Consider the following 23,551-nt stretch of genomic DNA (forward strand, 5'->3'; position numbering starts at 1 on the left):
AAGACCCGCGTGAATGCGGAGCGATCGATTCACGTTGCTCCCACCTTGAAGCAACGGTTCAGGCCTGGGCGATCGCCGAAAAGACTTTTGATAAACGCAGTTGTCAGAACCCACCAATTCGCGTATATCGTGTATGACTGCAACGCTTAGGTGTCTCTCTCGCACCTCCGCAGCAGTTGTTCCCCTCGAAGGTTCCGGCCTTCGCACCTCCGGCCCTCGCAATTCGATGGGCCTTTTTTCTGATCTTTGTCGATCGTGGTAGTAGTGGAACCCGCCTTACGTTGAGCGGCATGTATCCACCATGGAAACGTGTGGTCGGGAATGGGTGAGCGAACTAGAATAGTCTCCCTTGCGACGGTCCAACGACAACGACTAATTCCTTTTCACCGCGCCGGCTCAACTCGGTTTCCGCGCTGAACTTGATATCAGGGTCTCGCGCGAGTGACATTTCACGAAGCATCTCAACGCTGAGACGATCCCAGGTTTTGCCGCGCTCGGCACCCGACGGCACCCGAGGCAACGATCCAGGTTCCAGGCTCCAAGCCACGAGCTGGTCGATCGAGACTTCGTTGAGCATATCTCGTAGGCGATGGGCCGTAACATATGCATCCGGCATTGCTCGATGCGCCGGGAGACCGATATCGCGATCAAGCCCCACCGGCACGCGCTGATACCGCAGCATCTGATTGGAGAAACTGGTAAGCTGGGGCCATAGCCGCATCGAACATTTCCAGGTACAGATCCAGGGGCTCCCGCCGGTGAGACCCGGGGTGCAGTAGCGTTGCTCAAAAGCTGATCGATGTGCCGTTAGCAGCTTGACTCCGGCCCCGGGTCGCAAAATGCTGGATGCCACCTGCCGCCAATACGGTGCCGTTGCGACATCCGCATCCACAATGTGGTAAATAGCCATGGTTTCGACAGCGATGGGACGACCGGGATTGACCATTAAAGCTCCCCGCTCCTGCTCGATACGCCAGCGGCCATCGGGCCCGAGGCCAACGTCCTGCCAACCTATTTCGCAGACGTCGTTCTTGCCATTGCCCGCGGTTTCGAGGTCGATGACACGAACCCGAAAATCACTATTCAAAACTGTCATATGACCGCCAAAGCCTGCCTCGGGTGGGGCGCCCCTCTGGATCGACGATGCCGCCGATCATCGGCCGAAGCAAGCGTCCGCTTCGAGCGCCACCGTCCGAACGCCAGCAAGGCTCGTGGTTGCAGCGACTTTATCCCAGCGTGGAACTTTCCGCCGTATCAGTGGTTTTGGCTTTCGACGCATGGCGGATGTTGTTGCACCTGACTGTTTTCCCAACTTCAGTCAATCACTAGCCCGGAGCTGCCCGCAGCACCGGGCTCTGTTATAGTAATGAGACTTCAGCCGACCCGGGCTTGTACTCTGAGACGGATTCCCAATGGCTCTACACCTGCGCCCAGACCTCCCCCCATTCATCCAGGACGAGAACGGTCACATCCCAATGACCGACGCAACGGCAAATTGGCTGGTGATTGTGACAAGGGAGGCCCTTGAAGGAGTAGCATCCCCGGCCGACTCATCTCAAGACAGGCTGCTATCGTACATCGATACGTTCGGTAAGGTTGCTACTTTCAAGTTGGAGCATGGTCGCGCCGGAAAGGAGCAAACGATCTGGGTTCAGATGGAAGACGTCACGGAATGGCGAAGGACTGGGTCAGTGTTGTGATTCCGGTTTCGTCAAGAGCTGGAAGCGACCGGCTTGGGACAGTTCACCGCCTGGCTTCCCTCAGAAACCAATCCCGGAAGGCGATTACTTTGGGCGAGTGCTGCCGGTTCTCTGAATAGACACGCCAGAACTTTCTTCTGCTGGCGGACAGATGGAACAGCCGCACCAATCGGCCGGACTCCACCGCGCCAGTCGAGTCTCATCTTGATTGGGCTCTTCCGCATATTTGGTGCAGGCCGAGGTCTGCGATGTACCTCGGCCTGCTAGCGGTTTCGCCATGGGTTTTCAGGGGCCAATTCCGCAGCATTTCTTGAACTTTTTTCCTGATCCACACGGGCATGCCCGGAAACCGAAAGCTGCGGCGCATGTTCGTAAATATGCTTCGGGAAACACTTGGCCTTCGCATTACAGGATTGCGGGTGCTGACCCAGAAGCCATGCACGTCTTCGCCGGGATGGCGGTCGCCAGGAACGGCTCCTTTCTCGCTTGGAGGATTGTTGCTGTTTCTTCAGGTCTGCGGTCCATCGGTAAACAGTGGCACGGCTTCCTTTAAATCCCTGGGATTTGATCTCGGACAGAAGCTGCCGACCGTTGCGACATCCTTCGTTCCAACGTCGAAGAAGATAATCCTGGAACCCCACAACTCTACGGAGCGAGATCGACGGTGATTGTCAAGGCGACTTGCACGGTCAAGGAATTGCCCCGCTTACACCAGGGTTTATCAACGCTGACATCGAGACCGTGCAGCACGACAATCAAGGGCTCTTCCGCGCATATTTGGTGCAAGAGGATTCACGTATGGCACGAATACGGTCATAGATTCGGAATCGTAGTCTATGCAGTGGCTACTTGCGTGACAGAGCGGCCTTCCTCATATGGTGCATCGCAGCCAGCCTTGCCTCCAGTTGGCACCTGCTTTAGCTCATTTGGGAAATGGAGGAGGAAAAATGATTTTCCTAATAGTTGCCGTCCCGATAATTATTGTATGTTTTCTTCTTTTCCCCAGACCTACTCTGACGGCGTTGGTTTTATTCCTTTGCGTAGGCGCAGTCGTCGGCGTTTATATCTATGTGCAGCAATCCGACAGCAGTGGGCTAGCCGGTATGGTGTCTGGTACCAGCACTGGAGCAAGTGCCTGCGATGACCCGGCGCGAACTGTTCTCGTCAAACTGTCGAATGCGTCAGACAGACAATTAAACGTCGTCCGTTTCCGGTTGATCGCGAAACGTCCAGGCTACAGCAACGAACTCTATTCAGACTACTTCACCAGCAATAAGATTATCGCACCGCATAGCGTCTTCGAGACCTGCTGGGCCCTCAACCAATACCGAGGCCTTGAGACATTGCCGGGCAAGCCTTTGGCTAGTGATTTCGAATGGTCGGTTGAGATCTCGTCAGTGGAATTTGCTGGCTGATTCGGATGGGATGTCGCCGGCTCAATCGGCGTCAGTTCGGGGACACCGTCCCATTGCCGGTGACGGCGGCGCCATCAAGTTCTCGGCAAACGGAATACAATAGCGTTGACTAATCAATTAGTATGGGCTAATCGTTGTAGCATGGCCGATACTGAGATCATCACCGCTGTCATGCGAGCCCTTGCCGATCCGACGAGGCGCGCCGTGTTCGAGCGTATCGCCAACTCCGAAGAAATCACCGTCGTCGAGTTAACCCGCGGCAGTAATGTTACGCAGGGCGCCATCTCGCAGCATCTCAAAGCCCTGAAAAAGGCTGGCCTCGTAAGCGAGCGACCGGAGGGGCGTAATGTCTACTACCGTGCCCATCAGGGTGGGCTTGAGCCGCTGGCCGACTGGATGAACCACTATCGCGTCTTCTGGCGCGAACGCTTCACCGACCTCAGAGATTTGCTGAAGGAGATCGACCCGTGAATGAAATTGTAAGTCCGCAAACTGAGACTATTGTCCTCGATGAGGTCTTTCCGCATGCCCCGCACGTTATTTGGAAAGCCCTGACATCCGGCGACTTGATGGGCCGATGGCTTATGCCGCCGAAGGGCTTCGAGCCCGTCGTCGGTAACCATTTCACCTTCCAGACAACCCCGTCTGGTGAATCGGGACGGGGTCATCCGATGCGAAATCCTTGAGGTCTTGCCAGATGAACGGTTCTCCTACGTCTGGCATGGTGGGCACGAGAGCAACGACGGCTATGGATCAAAACTGGAGACGGTCGTCACCTTCAGTCTTTCGAAGGCCGAGCAAGGCACTCGCCTTCGCCTTGTCCATTCAGGTTTCGTGCTTCCCAAAAACGACACCGCTTATCGCAACATGAGCGAAGGGTGGAAGAAAGTGGTCAAAAGCCTCAAAACTGTGGTCGCCGACGAGGCGTCTCCACAAACCCTGCATTGAAAAGAGGAGATCCGCATGAGCGAATCCTACACCGGTGGATGCGCCTGTGGTGCAATCCGCTATGACGTCTCCGGTGAGCCCGCCGTCATGGTCGAGTGCCAGTGCCGCCAATGCCAGCGTGACAGTGGCACAGGCCACCAATCCCACCTGACATTCGTCGCCGCAGAGGTGAAACTGCATGGGGCCGCATCGCATTGGCAGACGGTCGGGGACGGAGGTACCGTAAAACGGCGTGGTTTCTGCCCGACGTGCGGTTCGTCGGTTTACCTTACATTTCCCGATATGCCTGAGGTGTTTATCGTAACGCCGGCAAGTCTGGACGATCCAAGCCGCTACAGTCCACAACTTGTGTCCTGGACCACAGCCGGACATGCTTGGGACTACCTTGACCCGGCCTTGCCGAAATTCGACAAGATGCCTGCGAGGTGACGTCAGTCAATGGATGGCCGTACGCCATGAGCGTCCATCCTTTGTTGGGCCGCGACTTTCGGAGTTGGCGATTAGTTGGCGTGAAACTGTACAGGCCCCCGCTTTGCGTGTTCTTCACACGAACGAGAAAAGCTACTGGCCCCGGACGGCGACGAATTGACCAGGCTTTCACACAAAAATTTGTTTCCCAGGTGGCAAGTGAGTTCCGAGATGAGGCTTCCTGTTAGGATCTAAAAAAAAATTGAAAATTCTGCACAAACACTCTTGCGGTTTGTCCACGATCCGCATAGATCACGGCCACCGACGCGGCGGGCCGAACCGGACCGATCTCGCGAGGGGCGATTAGCTCAGTTGGTAGAGCGCCTCGTTTACACCGAGGATGTCGGGAGTTCGAGTCTCTCATCGCCCACCATTTTCCCTCCTTTGCTTCAATACCGCTCTTGCGAAGAGGCGGCTTCATATCTCTAGACCGTATGTTCGTGGGCTGAAGGTGGCCCGCCCCCACGATGAGCTGATTTCGGGGGCTGCTCTGGATAGGCCGGAGCCACCCGGCAGCTTAAGCGAAGGCTGAAAGACGATAGCGTAATTTTCCTCGGCTTGGATACGTCCAAGTTGAAGCTTTCAGTGGCCATTGCTGAAGGAGAACGCAACGGCGAGGTTCGGTTTTTCGGGGACATCTCTTCCGAGCCGGGCGAGCTGACCGCGGTCTGGGGTTCCACATGAAGCTCATGTGGCGATCCGCGACTTGGTGCGGGCTCGCGAGGCAGCCAGCGATGCCCTGAAACAGGCGCGCCAGCAACTTCAGTCTTTCTTGTTGCGTCATGGCCGGATCTATACCGGCCGCAAACCATAGACGCGCGCCCATATAAGATGGCCGACGTGCCAGGCCTTCGATCATCCCGCCCACCAGATCCTGGTGGCGGAATATTGCCAGGCCATCGAGGATGCCGGTGTGCGTCTGGACCGGCTGACCCAGCTGGTGGTGGAGACTGCGGCATCTTGGTCGATGGCTCCGGTTGTGGCCGCCTACCAAGCGATGCGCGGCGTTGCATTCATGACGGCGGTCACCTTTGTCGTCGAAATCGGCTATGTCAGGCGCTTTGATAATCCCCGTCAGTTAATGGCGTATCTTGGTCTTGTGCCGTCGGAAAGCTCGACGGGCGAACGGGTCAAGCGTGGTGGGATCACCAAGGCAGGCAACACAAGGGTGCGGCGGGTCCTTATAGAAGGCGCCTGGACATATCGCTTCCCTGCACGCGTAAGCCCTACGATCCAGGCAAGGCTAGGCGGATTACCAAGGACCGTTCGAGAAATTGCCTGGCAAGGCCAAGTGCGGCTTTGTGCGCGCTATCGCAAGCTGATGGCAGCAGGCAAGCCAAAGGTCGTCGCGGTTACCGCCATTGCCGGTGAGATGGCAGCTTTTCTTTGGGCGATTGGACAGGTGGTCGCAGAGCAAACGAACTTTCGACGTAACGTGCGAATGACGATTTGAACGACCAGGCCATTGAAGATCGCAAAAACGGCACTAATTGGATGTGTCGCGAAGGGAGGCGGCAATGCAAGACACCGATCTTCTTATTCTCTCCAGGGCCGTGCAACAATGGTACCGGTATTACGACGTAGATCCGGACGAACAGGCATCGACTTTTCTCAACCACGCAGCGATCGAGCTTTTCGATCAGGGCCATCGTTCGGTTGAAGGCATCGCTACGATGTTGATCGAGAACTACATCGGGGAATGGCCCATGATAATGAACGCGCCCGGCACAAATACACTTCAATAGGCGAGATCTAACGCGCCGTTTCCGTTGGAGGCGTGGCTCCCGCGGCCGAACTCTTTCCCGGTGTCTGCTTCAGGAGCACCGGGAGGCAAACGGCCTATGGAGATTCAATGGAGAGCGGGACGTTGGTTTTGCTCATGCCGTCAACGGCGTAAATCCTATGCGGGGTCAGCACCTTGGAAGCTATTTTGAAGCAACGATTGTGTCCGTCGCCGCCCGCTTTTGATCGCCCCCAGCGATCAGTTGCCTGTCTCAGCATACTTCCGGAGAGAGCACCCCGTCTTGGCTATGACCCGAGGAACACATGAGCACGACGAACAACGACGGCAAAGCCGAGAGCGCAATAAAAAGATTGGTCCGGCGTACGAATGACGGTTCATGCCGGCTACGAGGCCATCGGCCACGTTTTGGGGCGGATCTCCTGTCTGTCCAGGTGGACGACGGTCCGCCACGGACCTATGATCATGCATAGCAAACCGAATGTATAACCTTTTAGGCAAGGTTTTCGCCGTATCCGATTGATAAAGCGCATATTTCGCTGAAAAAATCCAGTGCGGCACTATTGCCGTTCTGCAACGGTCAGACCTTATGTGCCCGAATATAAGTACTTTCTTATGTTCGAGAGATTGCCAGGGCCATGCACCCGAACATAGGCTCATGCGTCGAGAAACCGGCGCAATGCGATGGGATTATGACTAAAATTAGTATGAAATCTACGATTGCAGAGCTGATTGATCGCATCCTCAGAATTTGGTGCGATGAACATGGGCACAAGAAAGGAAGCATCGAAGCATCTCGAAAGGTGAAAAGCCTCACGCAGTGGATCGAGTTCGGCGTGACGGATGAGACAGAGCTTTCAGACCTCATTCGCGACGATATCGTAATCAGCACGAGGTAGGCGGTGTCTTCTCGGTCCCGCTTCGCGGCCGATAGAGGCCCGTTACGTCCTTGCGGAATGGCTCGCTCCGACTCGGGAACCATCTTAGCCGGCAAATGGTGCCACGGTATTCTCTCGGCTGATTAGCTTTGCAACTGCAACCTCCCCGTCGGTAATGTAATGGTTGACCTTGCCGGTCACCAGACGCGAGCCTGACTGATGCCACGCGACCTCCCCAATGACGCATCTTTCTTTCAGTTCGTTGACGATGTAGTCACGCTCGGCATTCGTATCGGAATCGGTTGCGTGCGTGATCTTGAACGTTAGCCAAGTCAGAGATAGTCCGGTATCCCTTGTGCCCGCTCCAACCCACAGAACGCGCTCGTCGGTTGATGGCTTGTCCGTTTTTAGCCAAAAGCTCGCTTCGCTCATATCTTCGCTGGAATGGGTGAGACTAAGGGCCCAGAAACGAATATGATGGCGCTTGCGGGGGCTCCCGTCTATGGGCTCCTGAAACCCGACGTCCTGTCGCCTACCAAAAAGATAGAAGGTACTGAACGGCGCCGTGGGATAGGCAGAGTTCATAAGAAAGGCTCGCGCCATTCGGAGCGAGCTTGCCATCCCCAAACTGTCCGCCTTGGACCAACCCGCGATTTCGAACGCATCGTGGAGTTGCTGGAGCGTGCCGATGAGGACGAAATTGACGGGGTCACCGGGCAGGCCATCGGCGGTTATCGTATATCTCGGGATAAGTCCTCGATGGAGCACCTTCAAACTCAGGCGGACGATGTTCGGCAAGATGACGTACGCTGCCAAACCATAGGTGAGGCAAACTGCGAAGACCCATGGAAGCCTTTGATCCGCCGTATCGAAAACAATGAAGACTATCAGCCAAACGCTGAGACCTCCCAAGCAGAACACAAGCAATCTCTGGAAGAAGCGCGTCAGCAATCTCACAACACTCCCCCTCATCGAGCGTCAGATGAATTCGCTGTTCGCAATTTTTACACCAAAATCTCCAATTGGTAGGCGTCTCCCCTTGATGGTGGATCTTTCGCGACGCGGACGGCGTCGGCCAACGAGAGGTTCCGCCTGAGTGACATGTATTGGTGCCTTGCTCATCTCCGATGTGGTCGTAACCGATATATCCAACAGGGCCCTACCTTACTCAAGGAAACCCGGATACTATAAGCTGGCTTCAAACCACATTGTGGAGGAGGCCGTAAGCGTTGATCATGGCGTTGTTGCCGAAATGCGCCTACGCCATCCGGCGTCCGCAACGCAAAAACGTCCGGTATCGTACGCACTGCCTGAGGTATATTCATTTTTACGTTTTCTGATATCGTCCCCACCTGTTGTAGGGAGTCGAGGTCATGTTTGTAAGCAATTTGGTGCCGGGCGCGTTTTATTGGGCAAGATCCACTAAGCATGCCGACGATAAGGCGACCATCGTGCAGGTCTCGATGGTTTTCGGCGAAGAGCCTGAGTATTGGACTCTCGCGGTCGTCGGATCCGAACAGCACCACATGATCAGCGATTTCGAGATCATTTCCCTGGCAGAGCCTCCAGGCGTCCATTCGCTTCGTCAGGCCGCGGAGTAGCGATTTTCTTGATGCCCCTGGTGCAAGTTCAGGTCGATCTGGACATCCGCGATATCAGTCCCCACTTCACTAGGCGCTACCGAGCATGGCTAGGTTCTGGCGAGGGTGAATACAATCCGCCCGCCCTCGGGTATTGACTTCAAAGCGTTGACGGTCGAGCCGGCCTTTAAAGAATAGATGCCGAGTTTGGAATCGATGATGACATAGCCGTCGTATCGCCTGATCGTGTCTCCGGGCGCGAGACGAAATTCAGCCACTGATCCCAGCTTGCCGTTGCTCGACAGCATGACCCAGACGGTGGCCCCGTGCTCGTCACTTGCAAATTGGCGGCGGCCGCCATCCGGCCCTCTGCAGAAAACGCCATAGCCATTCGCAACCCAATCCTCGTAACGGTCTCCATCGAGGTCCGCGCCCGTGACGAATTTATCCGAAAGATCAATTTCAGACCCGTTGTTGCGCGAGTTGCATGCATCCTGCAGCCGGGCAATACTTTCGAGCATCTGCGCCGGGAATAATCCCTCCCATTTTCGAACGTATTCCCGAGAGTCGATTTTCCTCGGCTTTCCTCCCTTCACGACCCGGGGCGCCGTCGAGGTCGATCGATTCTCATTTGTCTTTGTCAGGAAAGCCTGAAGCCTCGAGCGAAGTTCGACTTCGTCGCCATCGGTCGACAGCCGGAAAAAAAGGAGGAGCGAGCGGGATACAGCCTCAGGGAGGTAGATTGGACTGATCCTTTCGGGATTGTCCTGTATCGTCACGCATGTGTCGCCGTCCTCAAGAAGGTAAAGGACCTGAACTTCCAGTCGGTTTTCGGCATTCGTCTTGGTCCCGAAAGCCGCCCATCCTTTTCCATCCCGGATCGTTTGCTCGACAAGGCCCCGTGCTTTTTCCGGCACATTGGCGAAGGCTGCCTGCGTGTCGTCCGCCATCTCCCCAGCGAAGACCGAGCCATCGGGAGAGATGTGGAGCTGCGAAGCAACGAGGTTCTCAAATGCTTCTGATCCCATTTGGAGGCATTTGGGCGATGGCCCCTCTTTCGAATGGGCCGTTCCCGCCACCAAAAGGCACATCGCAGCCAAGCAGTTCCTGAACCCTGCCGAAGTCACGTTAGCCCCTCCTCGACGTCAACCGAGTTTCTTGCTGCAACGCACGCGGAAACACTTTCCGAAGCTGGTGATCGAATGGAGACCACGATTGGGAATAATCCATAGCAATTCCATCGGTTGCTGTCTCCGCAGTGGATGAAATGTGGGCGTCCATCTTGAAGGGTGGTGAATGAAAGAGAGCCACAGGGCCGCGCATTTGTAACGGTGTAGCGGTTTTTACTCCGGAGGTAAGGCCGAGGCACTAGGTCGCACCCTTCAAAATTTTTGTCGGAACTTTTTTCGCTGCAAGACATCAAAGACATTATGGAGGAGCCGATGCCGAAACACGAAGAAAATGCAACCGCACCCGAACCAACCCAATCCGATCCGGAGCTTCTCGCATTGGTTCGTGCGGGACAGCCATTTGCATTTCGCCTGATCATGCGTCGATACAACCGCCGGCTCTATCGCATTGCCCGCGGTATCGTCCGTGACGATTCTCTGGCGGAGGATGTGCTCCAGGAAGCCTATTTGTTGGCGTTTCGTCATCTCGACGACTTCAATGGCAAGAGTACATTTTCAACCTGGCTGACACGCATCGTCATGAATGAAGCACTTGGACGTTTGCGCAAGGCAGGTCGGACTCCCGAAGTCCATCTCGGTGAAGAAGGGTTGCCAGGTCGTGTTCTCGACTTTCCAAGTGGCGCTGCTCTCGACAATCCGGAAATCACGATGGCCCAGAGGCAGATTTTGAAGCTGGTGGAAGCCGCTACCGACGAGCTTCCAGAGGAATTTCGCATTGTCTTCATTGCCCGGGTCATCGAGGAAATGACCGTCGAAGAAACTGCAGAACTGCTCTCATTGAAGCCGGAGACGGTTCGAAGTCGCCTTCATCGCGCACGCGCTGTGATCAGGGGAAAGTTGGATCGAATGATCGGGCCAATCGCTGTCGACGCATTTCCCTTTGCCGGCTGGCAATGCGAACAGCTCACCGAACGTATCATGAGACAGCTCTTTCCCCGATGATTGCTGTCGGACCCTCACCAGTTACAAGTTGAATAACAACCTGCGCAGTCCTGACGCCACTCCAAGTCGATCAGGATGTAAAGTCGCCTGTGCCATATGACCGGGCGCAACAAGTTCGTTCGCGTTCTTTTGCGATGGGCAGATGACGATCTTGATAGCCGTGACACGCCTGCTGGAGTGGTGGTACGAGCTTTTAAGGAGATTTTCTAAAGCGCGGACGTTCAGCGAGGTCAGCGGAGATTCCGAGGTCGTATTGTTCAAGTCAATCCCAAGTCTTACCTTCGGGAAGCCAGGGCGACGACTTGTTGTTGGGTGCTCCAGGGATGAATAGCCTAGGGCATCGACCGTTGCCAGCCCCATTTTCTCATCCTCACCCCGGATACGAACCTGTTCTATGACTGATCCTGTTAAAAGCCCATCGACGCACCAGATACGCAAGATCATCCATATCGACATGGACGCGTTTTATGCCTCCGTCGAGCAGCGGGATAATCCGGAGCTTCGCGGGCTCCCGGTTGCTGTCGGGGGCTCCGAGGCGCGTGGCGTTATCGCGGCGGCCAGCTACGAAGCCCGGACGTTCGGCGTTCATTCGGCCATGCCGTCCGTGACGGCAAAACGCAAATGTCCCGACCTCATCTTCGTAAGGCCTCGCTTCGACGTCTATAAGTCTATTTCCGCGCAAATCAGGGAAATCTTTGCCGAGTACACACCGCTGGTCGAACCGGTTTCCCTCGACGAAGCCTATCTCGACGTATCCGAGAACTTGAAACAAATGACGATCGCGACCGAGATTGCCCTCGAGATCCGGCAGAAAATCAAGGCAGTGACCGGCCTGAATGCATCTGCCGGAATCTCCTACAACAAATTCCTCGCCAAAATGGCGAGCGATCTCAACAAGCCCAATGGCCAGGCAGTAATCACTCCCAAAAGCGGACCTGGTTTCGTGGCTGGATTGCCGGTCAAGAAGTTCCATGGCGTCGGGCCAGCGACTGCCGAGAAGATGCATCGCCTCGGCATCGCAACGGGAGCCGACCTCAGGGAAAGGGAGATTGAATTTCTTGTCCGCCACTTCGGTAAATCCGGGCTCTACTTTTATGGCATCGCCCGCGGCATTGATGAAAGGCCGGTCAAGCCAGACCGGGTGCGAAAGTCAGTCGGAGCCGAAGACACATTCGCCCACGACATTCACGCCTACCAGGCTGCCACGGAGAATCTGACGCCACTTATCGCCAAGGTCTGGCGTTACTGCGAGGCCAACAGGATCACTGGAAAGACCATCACACTCAAGGTGAAATACTCGGACTTCACGCAGATCACTCGGGCTAGAAGTACGGTTCGCGGATTTCAATCGCCGGAAGAAATCGAGGAGACGGTTGGTGTCCTTCTGGAAGCTGTCTTCCCTGTCCGGAAAGGAATTCGCCTTCTGGGCGTGACGCTGTCTTCGTTAGAGCCACAGGTAGCAGGCTCGACAGAGCAGTTGCAGCTCACATTGTAGTGCGAGGTCCATACCCGCATTGGTGTCTTGAGTGTTGCTCAGGCCTGGCCCATCCCAAGGACATCTAGACGTGGTCGACCTCGTGCCCGCCGTCCCGTTCAACCCGGACAGCGCGAACCTCTGACAAGGAATAAGGGTCGCCAACGGCAACTTGGCAGCTCCCGCCTGAGGGCTTGGCATCAGCCGTCGCCTCACCGCCACCGCGGAATTGACGCTGCGGGGCCCTGCCGTGTCGTCATGCAGAGGTCGGCCGCGGCGAAAAGGTTGATCTGGAACTCGCGTTGCCAGGCAGCCGTCCAGTCAGACGCCGAGGCATCAATGGAGATCTCCGTGCGGATGCCAGCATTGTTGACCAGGCCATGGATGCGGTCAATGACCGATAAAGCCTTCGCCCACAGTTCGAACGGCCCTGCCTGCGTTGCAAGGTCCGCTTGAACGATCCAGCCCCCCACCGACCTCGGCAAGCAGCGCTTCTTCGCCGGCCTTGTCGCGTCCATAATGAATGACGGGCCTCGCTCCTTCCAGCGCAAGCTGCTTTACAATCGTCACGCCTATCCCGCCCGATGCGCCCGTGACAAGTATGACTTGACCTTCCAGCACCGCTTTCATGTCCTTACCTCATTTCAGAAGGCCGGCCCTGCGGCCCCCAGGTGTCCGAAAGAGCGAACCCGTCCCTGAATGGATCGTCACCCGCCCCCCTAAGCTCGGTCCGGCCGTAGACGTATCCCCAAACCGGTGATACGCGGCAGTACTGCCTTGCGGCCCGCAACCTCGGTCTCTCCGATAGCTTCCGCACGGAACTCGCCGCCGATAATCGAGCGCGATGTCCTGATGTCGCCCACCGAGACCAGACCCCGCGCGTGCAGCGTCGCAAGATTGGCAGAGCTACCTATGCCGCAAGACGACGGTCAACCCCGCCGGGCTGCAACGTCGTGCAGGTGCGAATGGCGCCGTCTGTGTTCGAGACCGGTGACCACGCAGGCTATCATTTTAGTCCAGTGATAATGCTGGTTTCGATCCCAATCGTTATGGCTGCCGTCGCCATTACGATACTTCGCGTCAAGCATGCTTTAAAAGGCAGAGACGTAAGGGCTGTTCCACTTCACCCTGCAATGCGCGTCGGAAAAGGGCGAACCCGGAGGCCGCACCCTTAGGCCACCGACTTCCGTCGCAGCATCCGGGTTAGGTTACGCCTCCTCTCGTGAAGAAGGTCTCCGCGAGTGGCAGATAGCCGGCCCCGGCAAGGCGTCGGCGACCTTGCTCAGCGAACGCGATTGCCGTTGGCTGGAAAGCGGTGCAGCTTGTCGGCCATTGTTACCATCTCGGCACCCGTGTAACTCGACGGCCGATTCATGACTTAAAATACTTTCGTTCTAAGGCGTCGCGCACTTCTCAGCCAGCAGACGGCCCCGTACTGTCGATCGCCGGTTTATCGCAAATCAAAAGGTCTCGATCAATAATCCGCCGATTGGCAATCTCAAGTTGGCTTTTAAGGGCGAAGCTATGACCTGCTTGCGAGCGAGTTACCCATGCCATCAGCGTCAGTACTTAAGATCAACTTCCTCTGTCCACCAATAAACATGCTGGACGGTGCCGCCCATTTTCTTTGTAATCAAAACGGCTGTTCCCAATGCCGCCCCGGGCTTGAAAAGTCCGCCGCTCAAGCTCCCGGACGGTGGGAAATATGGATCATCTGCCTTCCATGTCGTCACACCTGGGATAAACTCATCCTGGTAGGTCATTTGTATGGCTCCGGTACTTTGCTGCATAAGCCAAACCTCAACCCGTATCGGCTTATACCCGTCAACGGAACCCAACGGTCCGGTTGGCCATTGAACGAATCCAGTGCCACCATTAATTGTCAGCGGTGAATCGAAATTTGCTGGCATGAGATCCCCTCCGATCTATTAGCACCAACTAATTTTCTACTATGTCTTATGTTGAAGCGTTCCACAACGCAGCATCATTCGACTAGTGAGGTTACTTTTGGTTGGCTTGGGTCGAAATTTTGGCCTTTGGCCGGCTGGTCAGATTCGCCATTTCTCGCCGACGGATAGACTAGTAACATTGCTCATCTTGCCGCTCGCCGATTAGCAAGGACCGGGTGTAAAGACCTGTACGCCTCTGAGTTATTCAGGAGCCGGTATTTCAGCCCAACGTTCAATATCTTCGTCTCTCACCTTAATGCCAGGGCCACCATACCAAACCTCTAACGGTTGGTGGTAAAACACAACGTTATAGTGGAATCCAGCCTCATCCTGTGCGCCGATGATGATCTGGCGACCATCTTTAACCTTCGAACGGTCTGAAATCGTTTGCCACTTCAGTTCCATGGGCTTTCCTCCTATAAAGATGCGCGCATCAGTGTAAAAAGACTCCGCGCTTGGGATGACTTAGTGTCAAATCAATTCTGGCCCTACACTATGGTCGGTCGATCCCGACAAGATTATCGCGATGTTTGAATGACGCGACGTTCCGGGGGACCAGGGTCTGCCTCATACCACAATCTGCGAAGGATCGGCTTCGAGGGTTTGCCTTTGGCACTGCCAGATCGCCTTACTACAGCGCTTCGTTCGCCGGTGCTCTTATGCGATAAGCCAAGCTCTCGTGATCGAGGTTTGTTTCGCAGTCTCACGGTTCGCCATCGACAAGGCTCTCGCTGGTCGCCTATGTGGGAACCGTCGATAATCGCGTCGTTGCCGCTGACGTCCTCTTTGCGCCCGCGATACACGCCACTGTTTCGCGGCGACTATGCCTTCGCCATCCGCCGTTTCGCCGCTGCAATGCTTATGTTTTCCGAGTGAACAGTCTCAAGCCTGAGGTTTTTTCGAACTGTCGCGGGCGGATTGCCGAAGCGTTCCCGGAATTTCCGAATGAAATGCGAAGAATTCTCAAATCCCGACATGATGGCCACCTCCGCCAATGGAAGGGTCGTTGTCTTCACCAGTCGCATCGCTGCATCCAACCGAAGCTTTAAATAGGCCGAAGCTGGTGAAACTCCGAGTTTGGCTCTGAAGGAACGTTCCAATTGCCTGCGCGACAGCCCGGTCTGAGCCGCGATATCCTCGATCTCCAGGATATCTTCCACATGTTGTTCCATAATTAGCAACGCCAGCTCGACCCGCTTATCATCAGCAACTTGGCCAAGTGGATTGCGGGTTTGCATTTCCCGGGCGTCGCGGCGTCTGGCGATTTGCAGGATTTCCAGCGCATTCCTCTCGGCGAACTCACCTACATGGCGGTTCACTAGGAACGCTGCGAGATCAGCCGCGCTGCTGCCGCCTGCACAAGTGATTATATTGCCGTCCTCCACGAAAAGTTCGTGCGATATCACCGGAATATCGGGGAATAATTCGCGAAACTCCCCGTGATGCAGCCAGCTTACGCATGCTGTCCTCCCCTTGAGCAGGCCTGCGTCGGCTAAGATAAAGCTGCCGGTGCAGAGCCCGATAACAGGTACTCCGCTCTCAGTAGCCCCTCGTAGATACCGAATGGTATCAACGTCCAAAACCTCCGTATCGTTAAGTCGCCCACCCACGACTACGATGTAGGTAAATTCAGTTGCGGGTCGCAGAAGACTTGTGGGCACGACCTGCACGCCAGAGCTGGACGTTGCAAATCGCTTATCGGAACTCATCACGAGCCAATCGCAGGCTACCCGACCGGAGTTGTCCCTCTCGTCGCTTCCCAAGCGGAGCGTGTCGACAAACAACGAAAACGCACTCAAAGTAAAGTTCTTTGCCAACAAGAACCCAATTTTTAGTTTTGCCGACTTGCTGGGGTCCATAACATTAGATCGTCTTCATCTTGCGAGAAAGCAAATCTTATACCAGCCAGTGCAGTGTCGCCATACCTGGCGGCCGACGTTCTCTAGCCTCTCATTCCTGGAGCAGCGCTTCGATATTAGGCAAGTTTGGGCGTCGGCAGTTTGAACCGGTCGCTGATTGTGGAACGCAACATCTCCACTTGAAAGCTCCAGACAATGGACCGTCCGTGTCGAGTTGCGGGTAACGCTCCATGAATAGCCATGCTCTTCATGCCGGGAGCCAATTACTATATGACTACGTTCTAAATTATGATAGCGATCCCGTCGCATACGGGAGATTTTTGATGCGACGCTACAATCTGCGCCATGAGATCGATGATCGATGGCTTGTTGTTGACGGGATGACAATGCAGGCGCCACGATCGGCAAAATACCGGTTTCTGGTATGACCTGGGCTGAGGCATGCGAATTCGTAGACCTGATGAACTCACTTGACCGCATCGACAGAATGGCAGCTCGCTACGCTAATCCATCGCCCGTGGAATGATTGCAAGGAGGACATGGAGCTCCGTCGCGTCAGCGTTGTCAAATGGGTTTTATGAAGTTGACGGCAGTCCCAAGGGGGGACCCGTCGCATCCGGATCCAACGGCGACCAGACCTCAATCCAAGGTTTGCTAGTGAAGGGTCGGCGAAAGCGAACGGCGCAACATTACCTGTCGCATCACACTGACGAGCCTTGCGGCCGATTGGATGATTTCAAGAGCAACATCACTATCCCCATGCGCAATATCGTTGACCATTGCTTTGATGGACGCCGAAACGTCATGCAGTATCGTCCTCAGATCGCGATCGTCGCCCGGGAGCTGTTGCGCAAATGCCGATAGCGTCTCCGCAAACCCGAGGAGGATGGAGCTGGTCTGCTCTGCGGAGAGCGCTGCGGATTGGATGGAAGAAAGTTGCTTTGACATATCGGTTCACTTGGGTGGGCTCATACATGTCGCGACCGAAATGTATTTCAAGTAGTAGTCGGCCATGTCTTCGCATTCAGTTATAATGGCGCGTGGAAGCAGAAGAGCGGACACGCGTCGCGGAGAAAGGTCAGGCGGGCGTCTGTCGGCGCTCCCGTTCCTCGACCTTGTCTTGCGCGGCATCCTCGACGCATGCGGCCTTCTCGGCCAACTTCCGGCTCATTTCACGGAGCTGATGCTCGTCGAGTTTTTCAATGCCGACAAATTTGTTCTGGGCCTGCGACGTCAGGATGAGTTCGTCAAGCTTCGCATGGAGCGCTTTGCCGTCACGGTTCTGCGAGTTCTGCAATACGAAGACCATCAGGAAGGTAATGATGGTCGTGCTCGTGTTGATCACGAGCTGCCATGTTTCGCTGAAGCCGAAGGAGGGGCCGGCGATGGCCCATGCAAGGACAAGTACTACCGCTAGTACAAAGGTCGCGGGTCGTCCTGACGACTTGGCCGCTGCGGTGGCGAACCTGGCAAAGACGTTCGACTTCCTCGTCTCGCTCATTGAAACCTCGCTTTATGATGGGTGAAGTTTGAGGTCGTCACGGTTCTTGGGGGCCGCTGTCTGCAACCAACGCTTCGGCACCAGCACTCAATCCCGCCGATTTCGATCGTCTCGCCTGCAGAACGGTTTGGAAGACCATCATCAATAGGCCAGTAGCCAACGTCGAAATCAACGCAAGGTAGCCGATGAGTATCCACCACAGCATGTCGTCTTCCTTCCTCTGGGCACGAGCCGGCGTTTACCTCGCCTCTCGGGCCATTATTGGCACCTACCTGGATGAGGCCACCTCCTGGCGAGCAGGCGGAACGCACGTACGACGGGGACCATTGTAAGGCTGGTAGCTATTGTCCGAGGCCCGGTAAGACTGGTAGCGCGCCGCGCACCACGCCATGGCGGCGCCGCCCGCTGCCAAAGCAGAACCTGCCTGAGTTGTCACACTCTCCACGGCCTCCAATGCTGCGTACGGCGACAAGCATGTCTTCGTCGCCCCGCTGTGGGCCCGATAGCTGTTGGAAGCGGGGTCGTAAGATCGATAGCGTGCGCCACACCAGTTCAGGTGTTCGGCCGACAACGTCGGCTTCGCCGTGACCGATGTCTTCAAAGTGGAATCCGGATTGCTCGCCGCGACCTTGAGCTGCAGCGGATCGGTGACATAGGTTGAATGTGCTGCCGGGACGCGCTCGTACCGTTGATTGACTACATCGATCCGGACCGGTTTGTTCGTCCAGAGATCAGGCGACGACAAAGTATCGAGCTTATGAGCCTCGGGATCGGCCACTATCGCAGAGGCAAGCGAGGTAACGGCGATGCATGCACCTATGGAACTTGCGATACCAAACGCCAGCGAAGCGAAGGTCTTCATCTTGCGACTTCCTGCTTGAATATCTGGAGTGTTCGGACGCGGCGCGCAGGCCGCGTCCGAAGGGATCGATCAGTTGATGACCTGGATAACCTTGCGGGAAGACGGTTCGACGATGACGCGCTCGTCATTCACGATCGCATAGGAATATTTCGGGTTCTCCGGAATGGGCGTTACGACGACAGTTTCAGGAAGCGGATGACCGACGACAACCTTCTCTTTGACAATGACGCGCGTGGTCGGCGCCGGGGCTTCCCGGACATAGGTGACGACTTTCTCCGGCGGCGGATCAATCGCAGCGCCGACGACAGCACCTGCGACACCACCGACGGCCGCACCGACTGGACCACCCACAATCGCACCAGTAACGGCGCCGCCCGCAGCGCCATTCACCGTGGACGACCCGGCAAAAGCCGCACCCGACATGAGGGCTGCCGAGACGGCTGCACCGACGATAACCTTACGAAACATTTGAACCTCCTAGTTCTCAAGCACGATCCTACCGACCGCGGCGAGACAACGGATGACCTAGGAACCCGTTCCGTCCCTAGGACTTTGGTCCGGGGTGCGCAGACTTAGGTCCGTGCCGTGGAACAGCCAGCGCGCATCATCGTTTGTCACTCATCCCGCTACCGCGGTGATGATCGACAAGAGGACTGAGGAGGAATTCCACATGAACAACTTGATCTGGCTTGTAGGCGCCGTGGTGATTGTCCTTGCGATTCTAAGCTTCTTCGGGTTCCGATAACCCACGGCGGTCGCGTGTTGGCAGACTGGCTGGCCTTTCGATCAGTCCTGCCTTTCGACGAGCCGAGCAAGACAGAAGGGGCATTGCTGCGCTTGAAGAAGGCGCGGGCCATTATCTCCGTCGCTACGCGAAATTAGGTCTTGAAGGAAATTCGCCCATGCGGGGGGACGACTGCTGGAATTAAGTCCGGAAGACGAAGCGGATCCGATCCAAACTGTCAGGAATCGAGTGCAAACTTCAATGCTTTCGAGTGAATAGTCATTGGGTTTGCTGCCGAAGGCGGTCCAGAATTTAAACATCTATTAACTGAATGGCCTCTTAGGTACCTCGTCCGATGAAAGAGGATATCTGATGAAGCCTTTCGCTTTCGCAATTGCTGGCATGATGCTGGCAGTTTCTCACTCGCAAGCAGACCAATGGCGCGAGCCAGTCGAGGCGGGATACCGGCTAGACAAAGGTCGGCCGATGCCGAATCGGCGCTTTTACAAGAGCATAATAGACTATCGCCATTACGGTTTGCGCGAGCCCGGAGCGGGGCAACAGTGGCTCCGGGTCGATAATCATTTCGTGTTGCTCAATACAACGACGGGCGTCATACTGAGCATGGCAAGGATATGAGGAACGACTGCGCGAATCCGGCCGTATTTAATTCCCATTCAGCGTCTTAGACGGCAAGTGGGGGACTTTCGCGTTATAACCTCCTCATATGGTGTAACTATAAATTGTATAATTCGAACTGTACACTTCCGGGGCTCGTTCCCAAAACAGGCAATTTGGTATGACGAAGGCTCTCAGACTGGACCCCTCGGGCCGTCGTCTTTCCCAACGGGTTACCCTCCACCGCAGACAGTTGTACAGCGCGTGAGGCCGGATTTTTTATTGCGGTCTATCTGGAGACCGGCGCCCCGTCGCTTAAGAGGCCGTACTCGGAAGCCCTCAGCCTGATCGCCCGGCTCGGGAGAGTGGCTTGTTGGCCGAACAATTCACGATCCACTCAACCTCCGTTTGGAGATGCGGCACGCCCGGGGCGAGCGCGATAGAGGGTAGAGGGCGTTGGGAAGGATCCCTCCCAGTTGGTCTACCCGAAAGACGACCATCGCAGGACGAAACGCTTTCGACAGACGGAGAATGAAGTGAACCGCTTTCTGGTACTCCAGTCGGCTTGTCACAATCACCATACAGTTTAAAGTAGTGCGAGGTGATTGGCCCACCCCGGGTGATTGCTGAACGCATGAGTTGCATTCCTACATGATCTCCAGCATATCGAGGAAGCAATGTCAGACCTAACAGATCTCGCAGATCCACGTCTAGATCTGGTCACATCGACCGACCGGAAACTGGCGGAAGCAATGGCAGCGGCAAGAGGCACCTCCCCCGGCGTTGCGGTTAGCCGCAATGCCGCGCCAACCGTCGGGTCAATTGAGAGGCTTCAAATTCGACGCGATCTTCTGGAGCCGCGACAGTCGGACCCAACGGGGTTCGAGCGGGTTATTGGGAAGAGCGACCTCACTGCAATCAATTACCTAGAACGTGGAAAGCGAGCTGCCGCTGCCGTATGCCGGATCAGGGTGCCCTCGCCGGGTGGCGAGTGGTACGGAACGGGCTTCCTGGTTGGCCCGCGTCTGCTGATGACGAACGCCCACGTCCTCGGAAGCGGGAGCGAGGCTGGCCAAGCTGAAGCCGAGTTTGGATTCGAGCACGATATCGATGGTGTCCTTGGATCGCCGATTCAGTTCAACCTGATGCCGCAAGAGATATTCTTCTCAGATTCCCAGGCTGACGTTACGTTCGTTTCAGTTGCTCCCGTGTCGGACAATGGGGTTCCGCTCGAGCGCTTCGGTTGGCTGAGCCTCCTGCCTTTGTCAGGAAAGGCTGTCGATGGCGAATGGGTTACCATCATCCAACACCCAGGTGGCGGCCCAAAGCAGATCAGCATTGGTGCAAACCAGATCGTGAACCTCGATCTGAAAGGTCTGAACCTTGCAGCATTCATTCATTATCCATGGTGCCGGAGATATCCATTTCAACCGACGACGTCTTGGAATCCGACGGGAAGCCTTACAAGCCTACGCGTTGGACAAAGCAGAGCGTAGTATACGGATACGATCCCAACTTTCTCACCGAGGAGCTGCCGCTCGTTGATGTGGTCGAGCCGATAAAGGACCAGGCCGCACCCCTTCTGAGCGGCAAAGGCCATGAGCTCGTTTACAACAAATTTTCAGTGATCATGCACAAGGATCGGAAGTTTGCGATGATCACGGCAGTAAACATCAACGGATCTCAGCTCAGATATCCCGGTAATCGACCGAGCAGCTTTCGGCGAGACGCTCGAATTGCGGCGGAATATCAGCCGGACGGTGAGCTTTACGAAAAAGCCAAGGGGAAAAACAAGTTTCAGTTCAGCCGCGGCCACCTCGTCAGACGCTTTGACGCGGCGTGGGGGGCAAGGGATGAGGAGGCTCGGGAAGGCGATGAGGATTCGTTTCACTACACGAACGCCGCTCCGCAGTTCCAAACCTACAACAACGTCGATTGGGGCAATCTCGAAGACTACGTTCTGAATCAGACGCAGCTGACCGAGCGTAAAGTGACTGTTTTGCAGGGTCCGATCTATCGTCCCGACGACCCTCCGTATGGAAAGGAGCGAAAGGGTGGCCCTTGGAAGATACCTCTCTCGTTTTGGAAGATTGCAGTCGTCCAGAAAACGGCGAACACGGTTTCCGCAGCCGCCTTCATCGTCGGCCAAACGCAATACGTGGCTGCGCTATATGAAGCCAAAGTCTTCAAGGCACTGGCTCCGTATCGCTTCGAGGAGCTCCGGACTCGGAAGATTCAGACGACGATTGCGACAATTGAACAGGAAACCGGTTTAAACTTCGGGCGCATCCGGCAATTCGATTCCCACAACAGTCTGGAATCGACGCGCCGGACTAGATGGATAACCTCGGTGGACGACATTCTTATCTAGCCTCGCGATGGGGAAACCAAGGACTGCTTCATGCACATGGACCGATTGCGGCCAGTGATGTGCCGGCCGGCTGGATGGCCGCTCAAAGCGTGACTCGAACTGCCATCGTCGCCCACTCAAACCCAAACGGTTTCCCCTGATTTGGACTGCGCATTCTGGAAGCGCTCTGGTCTGAAATCGGCAAGAAGCGGATGACGCTTGCCCATTGCAATTTCGTCCGCGAGAAGCTCGCCGGCGATCAGGCCAAGCGTTGCGCCACTATGGCTGAACGCCACGAAATATCCCGAGATCGGTTCCAATTCACCAAAGACAGGGTCACCATCGCCAGGAATCGGCTTGGGACCGACGCCGAAGTCCTGCAATTCGAGCTTGGGATGACCTTCCAGCACCTTGGAGGCCTCATGCAGCAAACCATCCAGGGTGCTCTGCTTGATATCGTAGCTCCCGTCTTCCTTGACACCGACTTCTTCCTCCGACCATGCGGAGTCCAACGCAAGGCCCCCATCAGGGGTCGGCCTAACCGCCACGCGCGGTGTATTGAGAACGGCCTTCAGGGGATGACCAATTGGCTTCGTGCGGACGAGAAGCGCGACCGGCGTCTGATCACCGAGGTGCACACCGGCCTGTTTGACAATGCCGGGAACCTCACCACCTGCGGCGAGAAGTACGGCTTGCGCCGGCCAGCTTCTGCCGTCGGCAGTCTTTGCTCCGATTGCGCGCCCGCCTTCGACTACGACGGATGCGCGCCCTGCGCCGGTTTCGATCTGACCGCCAAGCAATTTGAACTCGTCTGCAAGCATTGCTATCAATGACGGGAGATTGACCCACCCCTCACCGGGATTGAAGATAGCACCCTGCTTCGTGATCACGGTGCCATCGACACCCGGGGTTATCGCACCGACATTGTCACGGTCGACCGATATCGCGTGATATCCGAGCTCCCGCTCATAGTCGAAAACGGCCGAGATCTGGTTCTCCTGGTCATCCGCGTCCCACGTCAGTCCCCCATCGAAACGAAGCCAGTCGGCGTTGGGATAGCGGTGGGAAAGCGTCCTGTATCTGTCGATGCCTGCAAGGCGCAGGCGGTGATAGGCATCGGAGCGCATCCGCGACGAATTCAACCAGGCCAGCGAACGCCCGGATGCTCCATTGGCGAGAGGGCCATCATTGATTAGTGTCGTCTTTACGCCAAGCCTCGCGAGGTGCACGGCGGTCGACATCCCGAAGATCCCGCCTCCGACGACGACCACATTTCCTGGTTTTGGCTGCTCTCTCATAGTCCTGATCCTAATTTGGTGAACGGGTATCGGATGTGTCGAAACGCGGGAAGT

Annotated in this window: 23 protein-coding genes, 1 tRNA gene and 4 pseudogenes; 13 read left to right on the forward strand and 15 right to left on the reverse strand. The window is 55.9% G+C overall.

What is annotated here, in order from left to right; translation table 11 throughout:
• Window positions 1–334: 334 nt before the first annotated feature.
• Both RGCCGE502_RS29695 and RGCCGE502_RS39125 read right to left on the reverse strand, forming a co-directional pair.
• Window positions 335–1,096, reverse strand: a complete 762-nt coding sequence (locus RGCCGE502_RS29695; RefSeq protein ID WP_016557927.1) for a DNA polymerase III subunit epsilon — start codon at window positions 1,094–1,096, stop codon at window positions 335–337.
• 889 nt (window positions 1,097–1,985) lie between these two features.
• On the reverse strand, window positions 1,986–2,093 hold the full coding sequence (locus RGCCGE502_RS39125; RefSeq protein WP_081647330.1) for an SEC-C metal-binding domain-containing protein: 108 nt from the start codon (window positions 2,091–2,093) through the stop codon (window positions 1,986–1,988).
• Between the two features lie 554 nt (window positions 2,094–2,647).
• Between RGCCGE502_RS39125 and RGCCGE502_RS29705 the strand changes: the two genes are divergently transcribed.
• The 7 genes and pseudogenes from RGCCGE502_RS29705 (at window position 2,648) to RGCCGE502_RS29735 (ending at window position 6,276) form a co-directional block, all read left to right on the forward strand.
• Entirely contained in the window at window positions 2,648–3,115 is a 468-nt protein-coding gene (locus RGCCGE502_RS29705) for a hypothetical protein (protein WP_016557929.1), read from the forward strand.
• A 141-nt stretch (window positions 3,116–3,256) separates the two neighbouring features.
• Window positions 3,257–3,586, forward strand: coding sequence for an ArsR/SmtB family transcription factor (locus RGCCGE502_RS29710; protein WP_016557930.1), 330 nt, complete (start codon window positions 3,257–3,259; stop codon window positions 3,584–3,586).
• Window positions 3,583–4,063 (forward strand): annotated as a pseudogene (locus tag RGCCGE502_RS29715) (SRPBCC family protein). Before RGCCGE502_RS29710 ends, RGCCGE502_RS29715 begins: the two are co-directional and overlap by 4 nt.
• A gap of 15 nt (window positions 4,064–4,078) precedes the next feature.
• Complete coding sequence (locus RGCCGE502_RS29720) at window positions 4,079–4,492, forward strand: GFA family protein (RefSeq protein WP_016557931.1); 414 nt, start codon at window positions 4,079–4,081, stop codon at window positions 4,490–4,492.
• 336 nt (window positions 4,493–4,828) lie between these two features.
• A tRNA-Val gene (locus RGCCGE502_RS29725) sits at window positions 4,829–4,904 on the forward strand.
• Window positions 4,905–5,059: 155 nt separating this feature from the next.
• A pseudogene (locus RGCCGE502_RS29730) lies at window positions 5,060–5,984 on the forward strand (IS110 family RNA-guided transposase).
• A gap of 64 nt (window positions 5,985–6,048) precedes the next feature.
• A complete protein-coding gene (locus tag RGCCGE502_RS29735) occupies window positions 6,049–6,276 on the forward strand; it encodes a hypothetical protein (protein WP_016557933.1) in 228 nt (75 codons plus the stop codon).
• A 979-nt stretch (window positions 6,277–7,255) separates the two neighbouring features.
• Here the strand turns inward: RGCCGE502_RS29735 and RGCCGE502_RS29745 are convergent.
• Window positions 7,256–8,107: an LssY C-terminal domain-containing protein gene (locus tag RGCCGE502_RS29745; protein WP_040675960.1), complete on the reverse strand. Its 852-nt coding sequence runs from the start codon at window positions 8,105–8,107 to the stop codon at window positions 7,256–7,258.
• Between the two features lie 416 nt (window positions 8,108–8,523).
• Between RGCCGE502_RS29745 and RGCCGE502_RS29750 the strand changes: the two genes are divergently transcribed.
• Window positions 8,524–8,751 (forward strand): hypothetical protein, encoded by a 228-nt coding sequence (locus tag RGCCGE502_RS29750; RefSeq protein WP_016557936.1) that lies wholly within the window; start codon window positions 8,524–8,526, stop codon window positions 8,749–8,751.
• A gap of 89 nt (window positions 8,752–8,840) precedes the next feature.
• Here the strand turns inward: RGCCGE502_RS29750 and RGCCGE502_RS29755 are convergent, their stop codons facing one another.
• Window positions 8,841–9,758, reverse strand: a complete 918-nt coding sequence (locus tag RGCCGE502_RS29755; protein ID WP_016557937.1) for a hypothetical protein — start codon at window positions 9,756–9,758, stop codon at window positions 8,841–8,843.
• 414 nt (window positions 9,759–10,172) lie between these two features.
• On the opposite strand from RGCCGE502_RS29755, the gene RGCCGE502_RS29760 reads away from it, so the two are divergent.
• Window positions 10,173–10,862, forward strand: coding sequence for an RNA polymerase sigma factor (locus tag RGCCGE502_RS29760; RefSeq protein ID WP_019280383.1), 690 nt, complete (start codon window positions 10,173–10,175; stop codon window positions 10,860–10,862).
• 394 nt (window positions 10,863–11,256) lie between these two features.
• A complete protein-coding gene (gene dinB, locus RGCCGE502_RS29765; RefSeq protein ID WP_016557939.1) occupies window positions 11,257–12,357 on the forward strand; it encodes a DNA polymerase IV in 1,101 nt (366 codons plus the stop codon).
• Between the two features lie 239 nt (window positions 12,358–12,596).
• Here dinB and RGCCGE502_RS29770 read toward each other — a convergent pair.
• The 10 genes and pseudogenes from RGCCGE502_RS29770 to RGCCGE502_RS29805 all read right to left on the reverse strand — a co-directional run.
• Window positions 12,597–12,966 (reverse strand): annotated as a pseudogene (locus RGCCGE502_RS29770) (SDR family NAD(P)-dependent oxidoreductase); the annotation flags it as partial.
• A gap of 4 nt (window positions 12,967–12,970) precedes the next feature.
• Window positions 12,971–13,312: pseudogene (locus tag RGCCGE502_RS35890) on the reverse strand (proline racemase family protein); the annotation flags it as partial.
• A gap of 586 nt (window positions 13,313–13,898) precedes the next feature.
• Window positions 13,899–14,246 (reverse strand): hypothetical protein, encoded by a 348-nt coding sequence (locus RGCCGE502_RS29775; protein WP_016557942.1) that lies wholly within the window; start codon window positions 14,244–14,246, stop codon window positions 13,899–13,901.
• A 240-nt stretch (window positions 14,247–14,486) separates the two neighbouring features.
• Entirely contained in the window at window positions 14,487–14,690 is a 204-nt protein-coding gene (locus RGCCGE502_RS29780; RefSeq protein ID WP_016557943.1) for a hypothetical protein, read from the reverse strand.
• A gap of 416 nt (window positions 14,691–15,106) precedes the next feature.
• Complete coding sequence (locus RGCCGE502_RS29785) at window positions 15,107–16,144, reverse strand: GlxA family transcriptional regulator (protein WP_016557944.1); 1,038 nt, start codon at window positions 16,142–16,144, stop codon at window positions 15,107–15,109.
• 654 nt (window positions 16,145–16,798) lie between these two features.
• Window positions 16,799–17,092: a hypothetical protein gene (locus tag RGCCGE502_RS29790; protein WP_016557945.1), complete on the reverse strand. Its 294-nt coding sequence runs from the start codon at window positions 17,090–17,092 to the stop codon at window positions 16,799–16,801.
• Window positions 17,093–17,222: 130 nt separating this feature from the next.
• Window positions 17,223–17,645, reverse strand: a complete 423-nt coding sequence (locus RGCCGE502_RS29795) for a low affinity iron permease family protein (RefSeq protein WP_016557946.1) — start codon at window positions 17,643–17,645, stop codon at window positions 17,223–17,225.
• Window positions 17,646–17,682: 37 nt separating this feature from the next.
• Window positions 17,683–17,850, reverse strand: coding sequence for a hypothetical protein (locus RGCCGE502_RS37605; protein ID WP_019280385.1), 168 nt, complete (start codon window positions 17,848–17,850; stop codon window positions 17,683–17,685).
• A 63-nt stretch (window positions 17,851–17,913) separates the two neighbouring features.
• Window positions 17,914–18,507 (reverse strand): BA14K family protein, encoded by a 594-nt coding sequence (locus RGCCGE502_RS29800; RefSeq protein WP_016557947.1) that lies wholly within the window; start codon window positions 18,505–18,507, stop codon window positions 17,914–17,916.
• 69 nt (window positions 18,508–18,576) lie between these two features.
• Window positions 18,577–18,975: a DUF1236 domain-containing protein gene (locus tag RGCCGE502_RS29805; RefSeq protein WP_016557948.1), complete on the reverse strand. Its 399-nt coding sequence runs from the start codon at window positions 18,973–18,975 to the stop codon at window positions 18,577–18,579.
• A 628-nt stretch (window positions 18,976–19,603) separates the two neighbouring features.
• Between RGCCGE502_RS29805 and RGCCGE502_RS34760 the strand changes: the two genes are divergently transcribed.
• The 3 genes from RGCCGE502_RS34760 to RGCCGE502_RS29820 all read left to right on the forward strand — a co-directional run bounded on the left by RGCCGE502_RS34760 (window position 19,604) and on the right by RGCCGE502_RS29820 (window position 22,220).
• Window positions 19,604–19,870 carry an RcnB family protein gene (locus tag RGCCGE502_RS34760; protein ID WP_016557949.1) on the forward strand — a complete coding sequence of 89 codons (267 nt, stop codon included), beginning with the start codon at window positions 19,604–19,606 and terminating at the stop codon, window positions 19,868–19,870.
• 656 nt (window positions 19,871–20,526) lie between these two features.
• The gene (locus tag RGCCGE502_RS29815; RefSeq protein WP_016557950.1) at window positions 20,527–21,345 is read left to right on the forward strand and encodes a trypsin-like serine peptidase; all 819 of its coding nucleotides are present in this window, start codon (window positions 20,527–20,529) and stop codon (window positions 21,343–21,345) included.
• Complete coding sequence (locus RGCCGE502_RS29820) at window positions 21,255–22,220, forward strand: DNA/RNA non-specific endonuclease (RefSeq protein WP_019280389.1); 966 nt, start codon at window positions 21,255–21,257, stop codon at window positions 22,218–22,220. The genes RGCCGE502_RS29815 and RGCCGE502_RS29820 overlap by 91 nt, the downstream gene beginning before the upstream one ends.
• A 116-nt stretch (window positions 22,221–22,336) precedes the next feature.
• On the opposite strand, the gene RGCCGE502_RS29825 is transcribed toward RGCCGE502_RS29820, so the two are convergent.
• Window positions 22,337–23,497 (reverse strand): NAD(P)/FAD-dependent oxidoreductase, encoded by a 1,161-nt coding sequence (locus RGCCGE502_RS29825; protein ID WP_040675867.1) that lies wholly within the window; start codon window positions 23,495–23,497, stop codon window positions 22,337–22,339.
• Window positions 23,498–23,551: the final 54 nt, after the last annotated feature.

It is taken from the genome of Rhizobium grahamii CCGE 502, from assembly GCF_000298315.2.
In the GTDB taxonomy this organism is placed as follows: Bacteria; Pseudomonadota; Alphaproteobacteria; order Rhizobiales; family Rhizobiaceae; genus Rhizobium; species Rhizobium grahamii.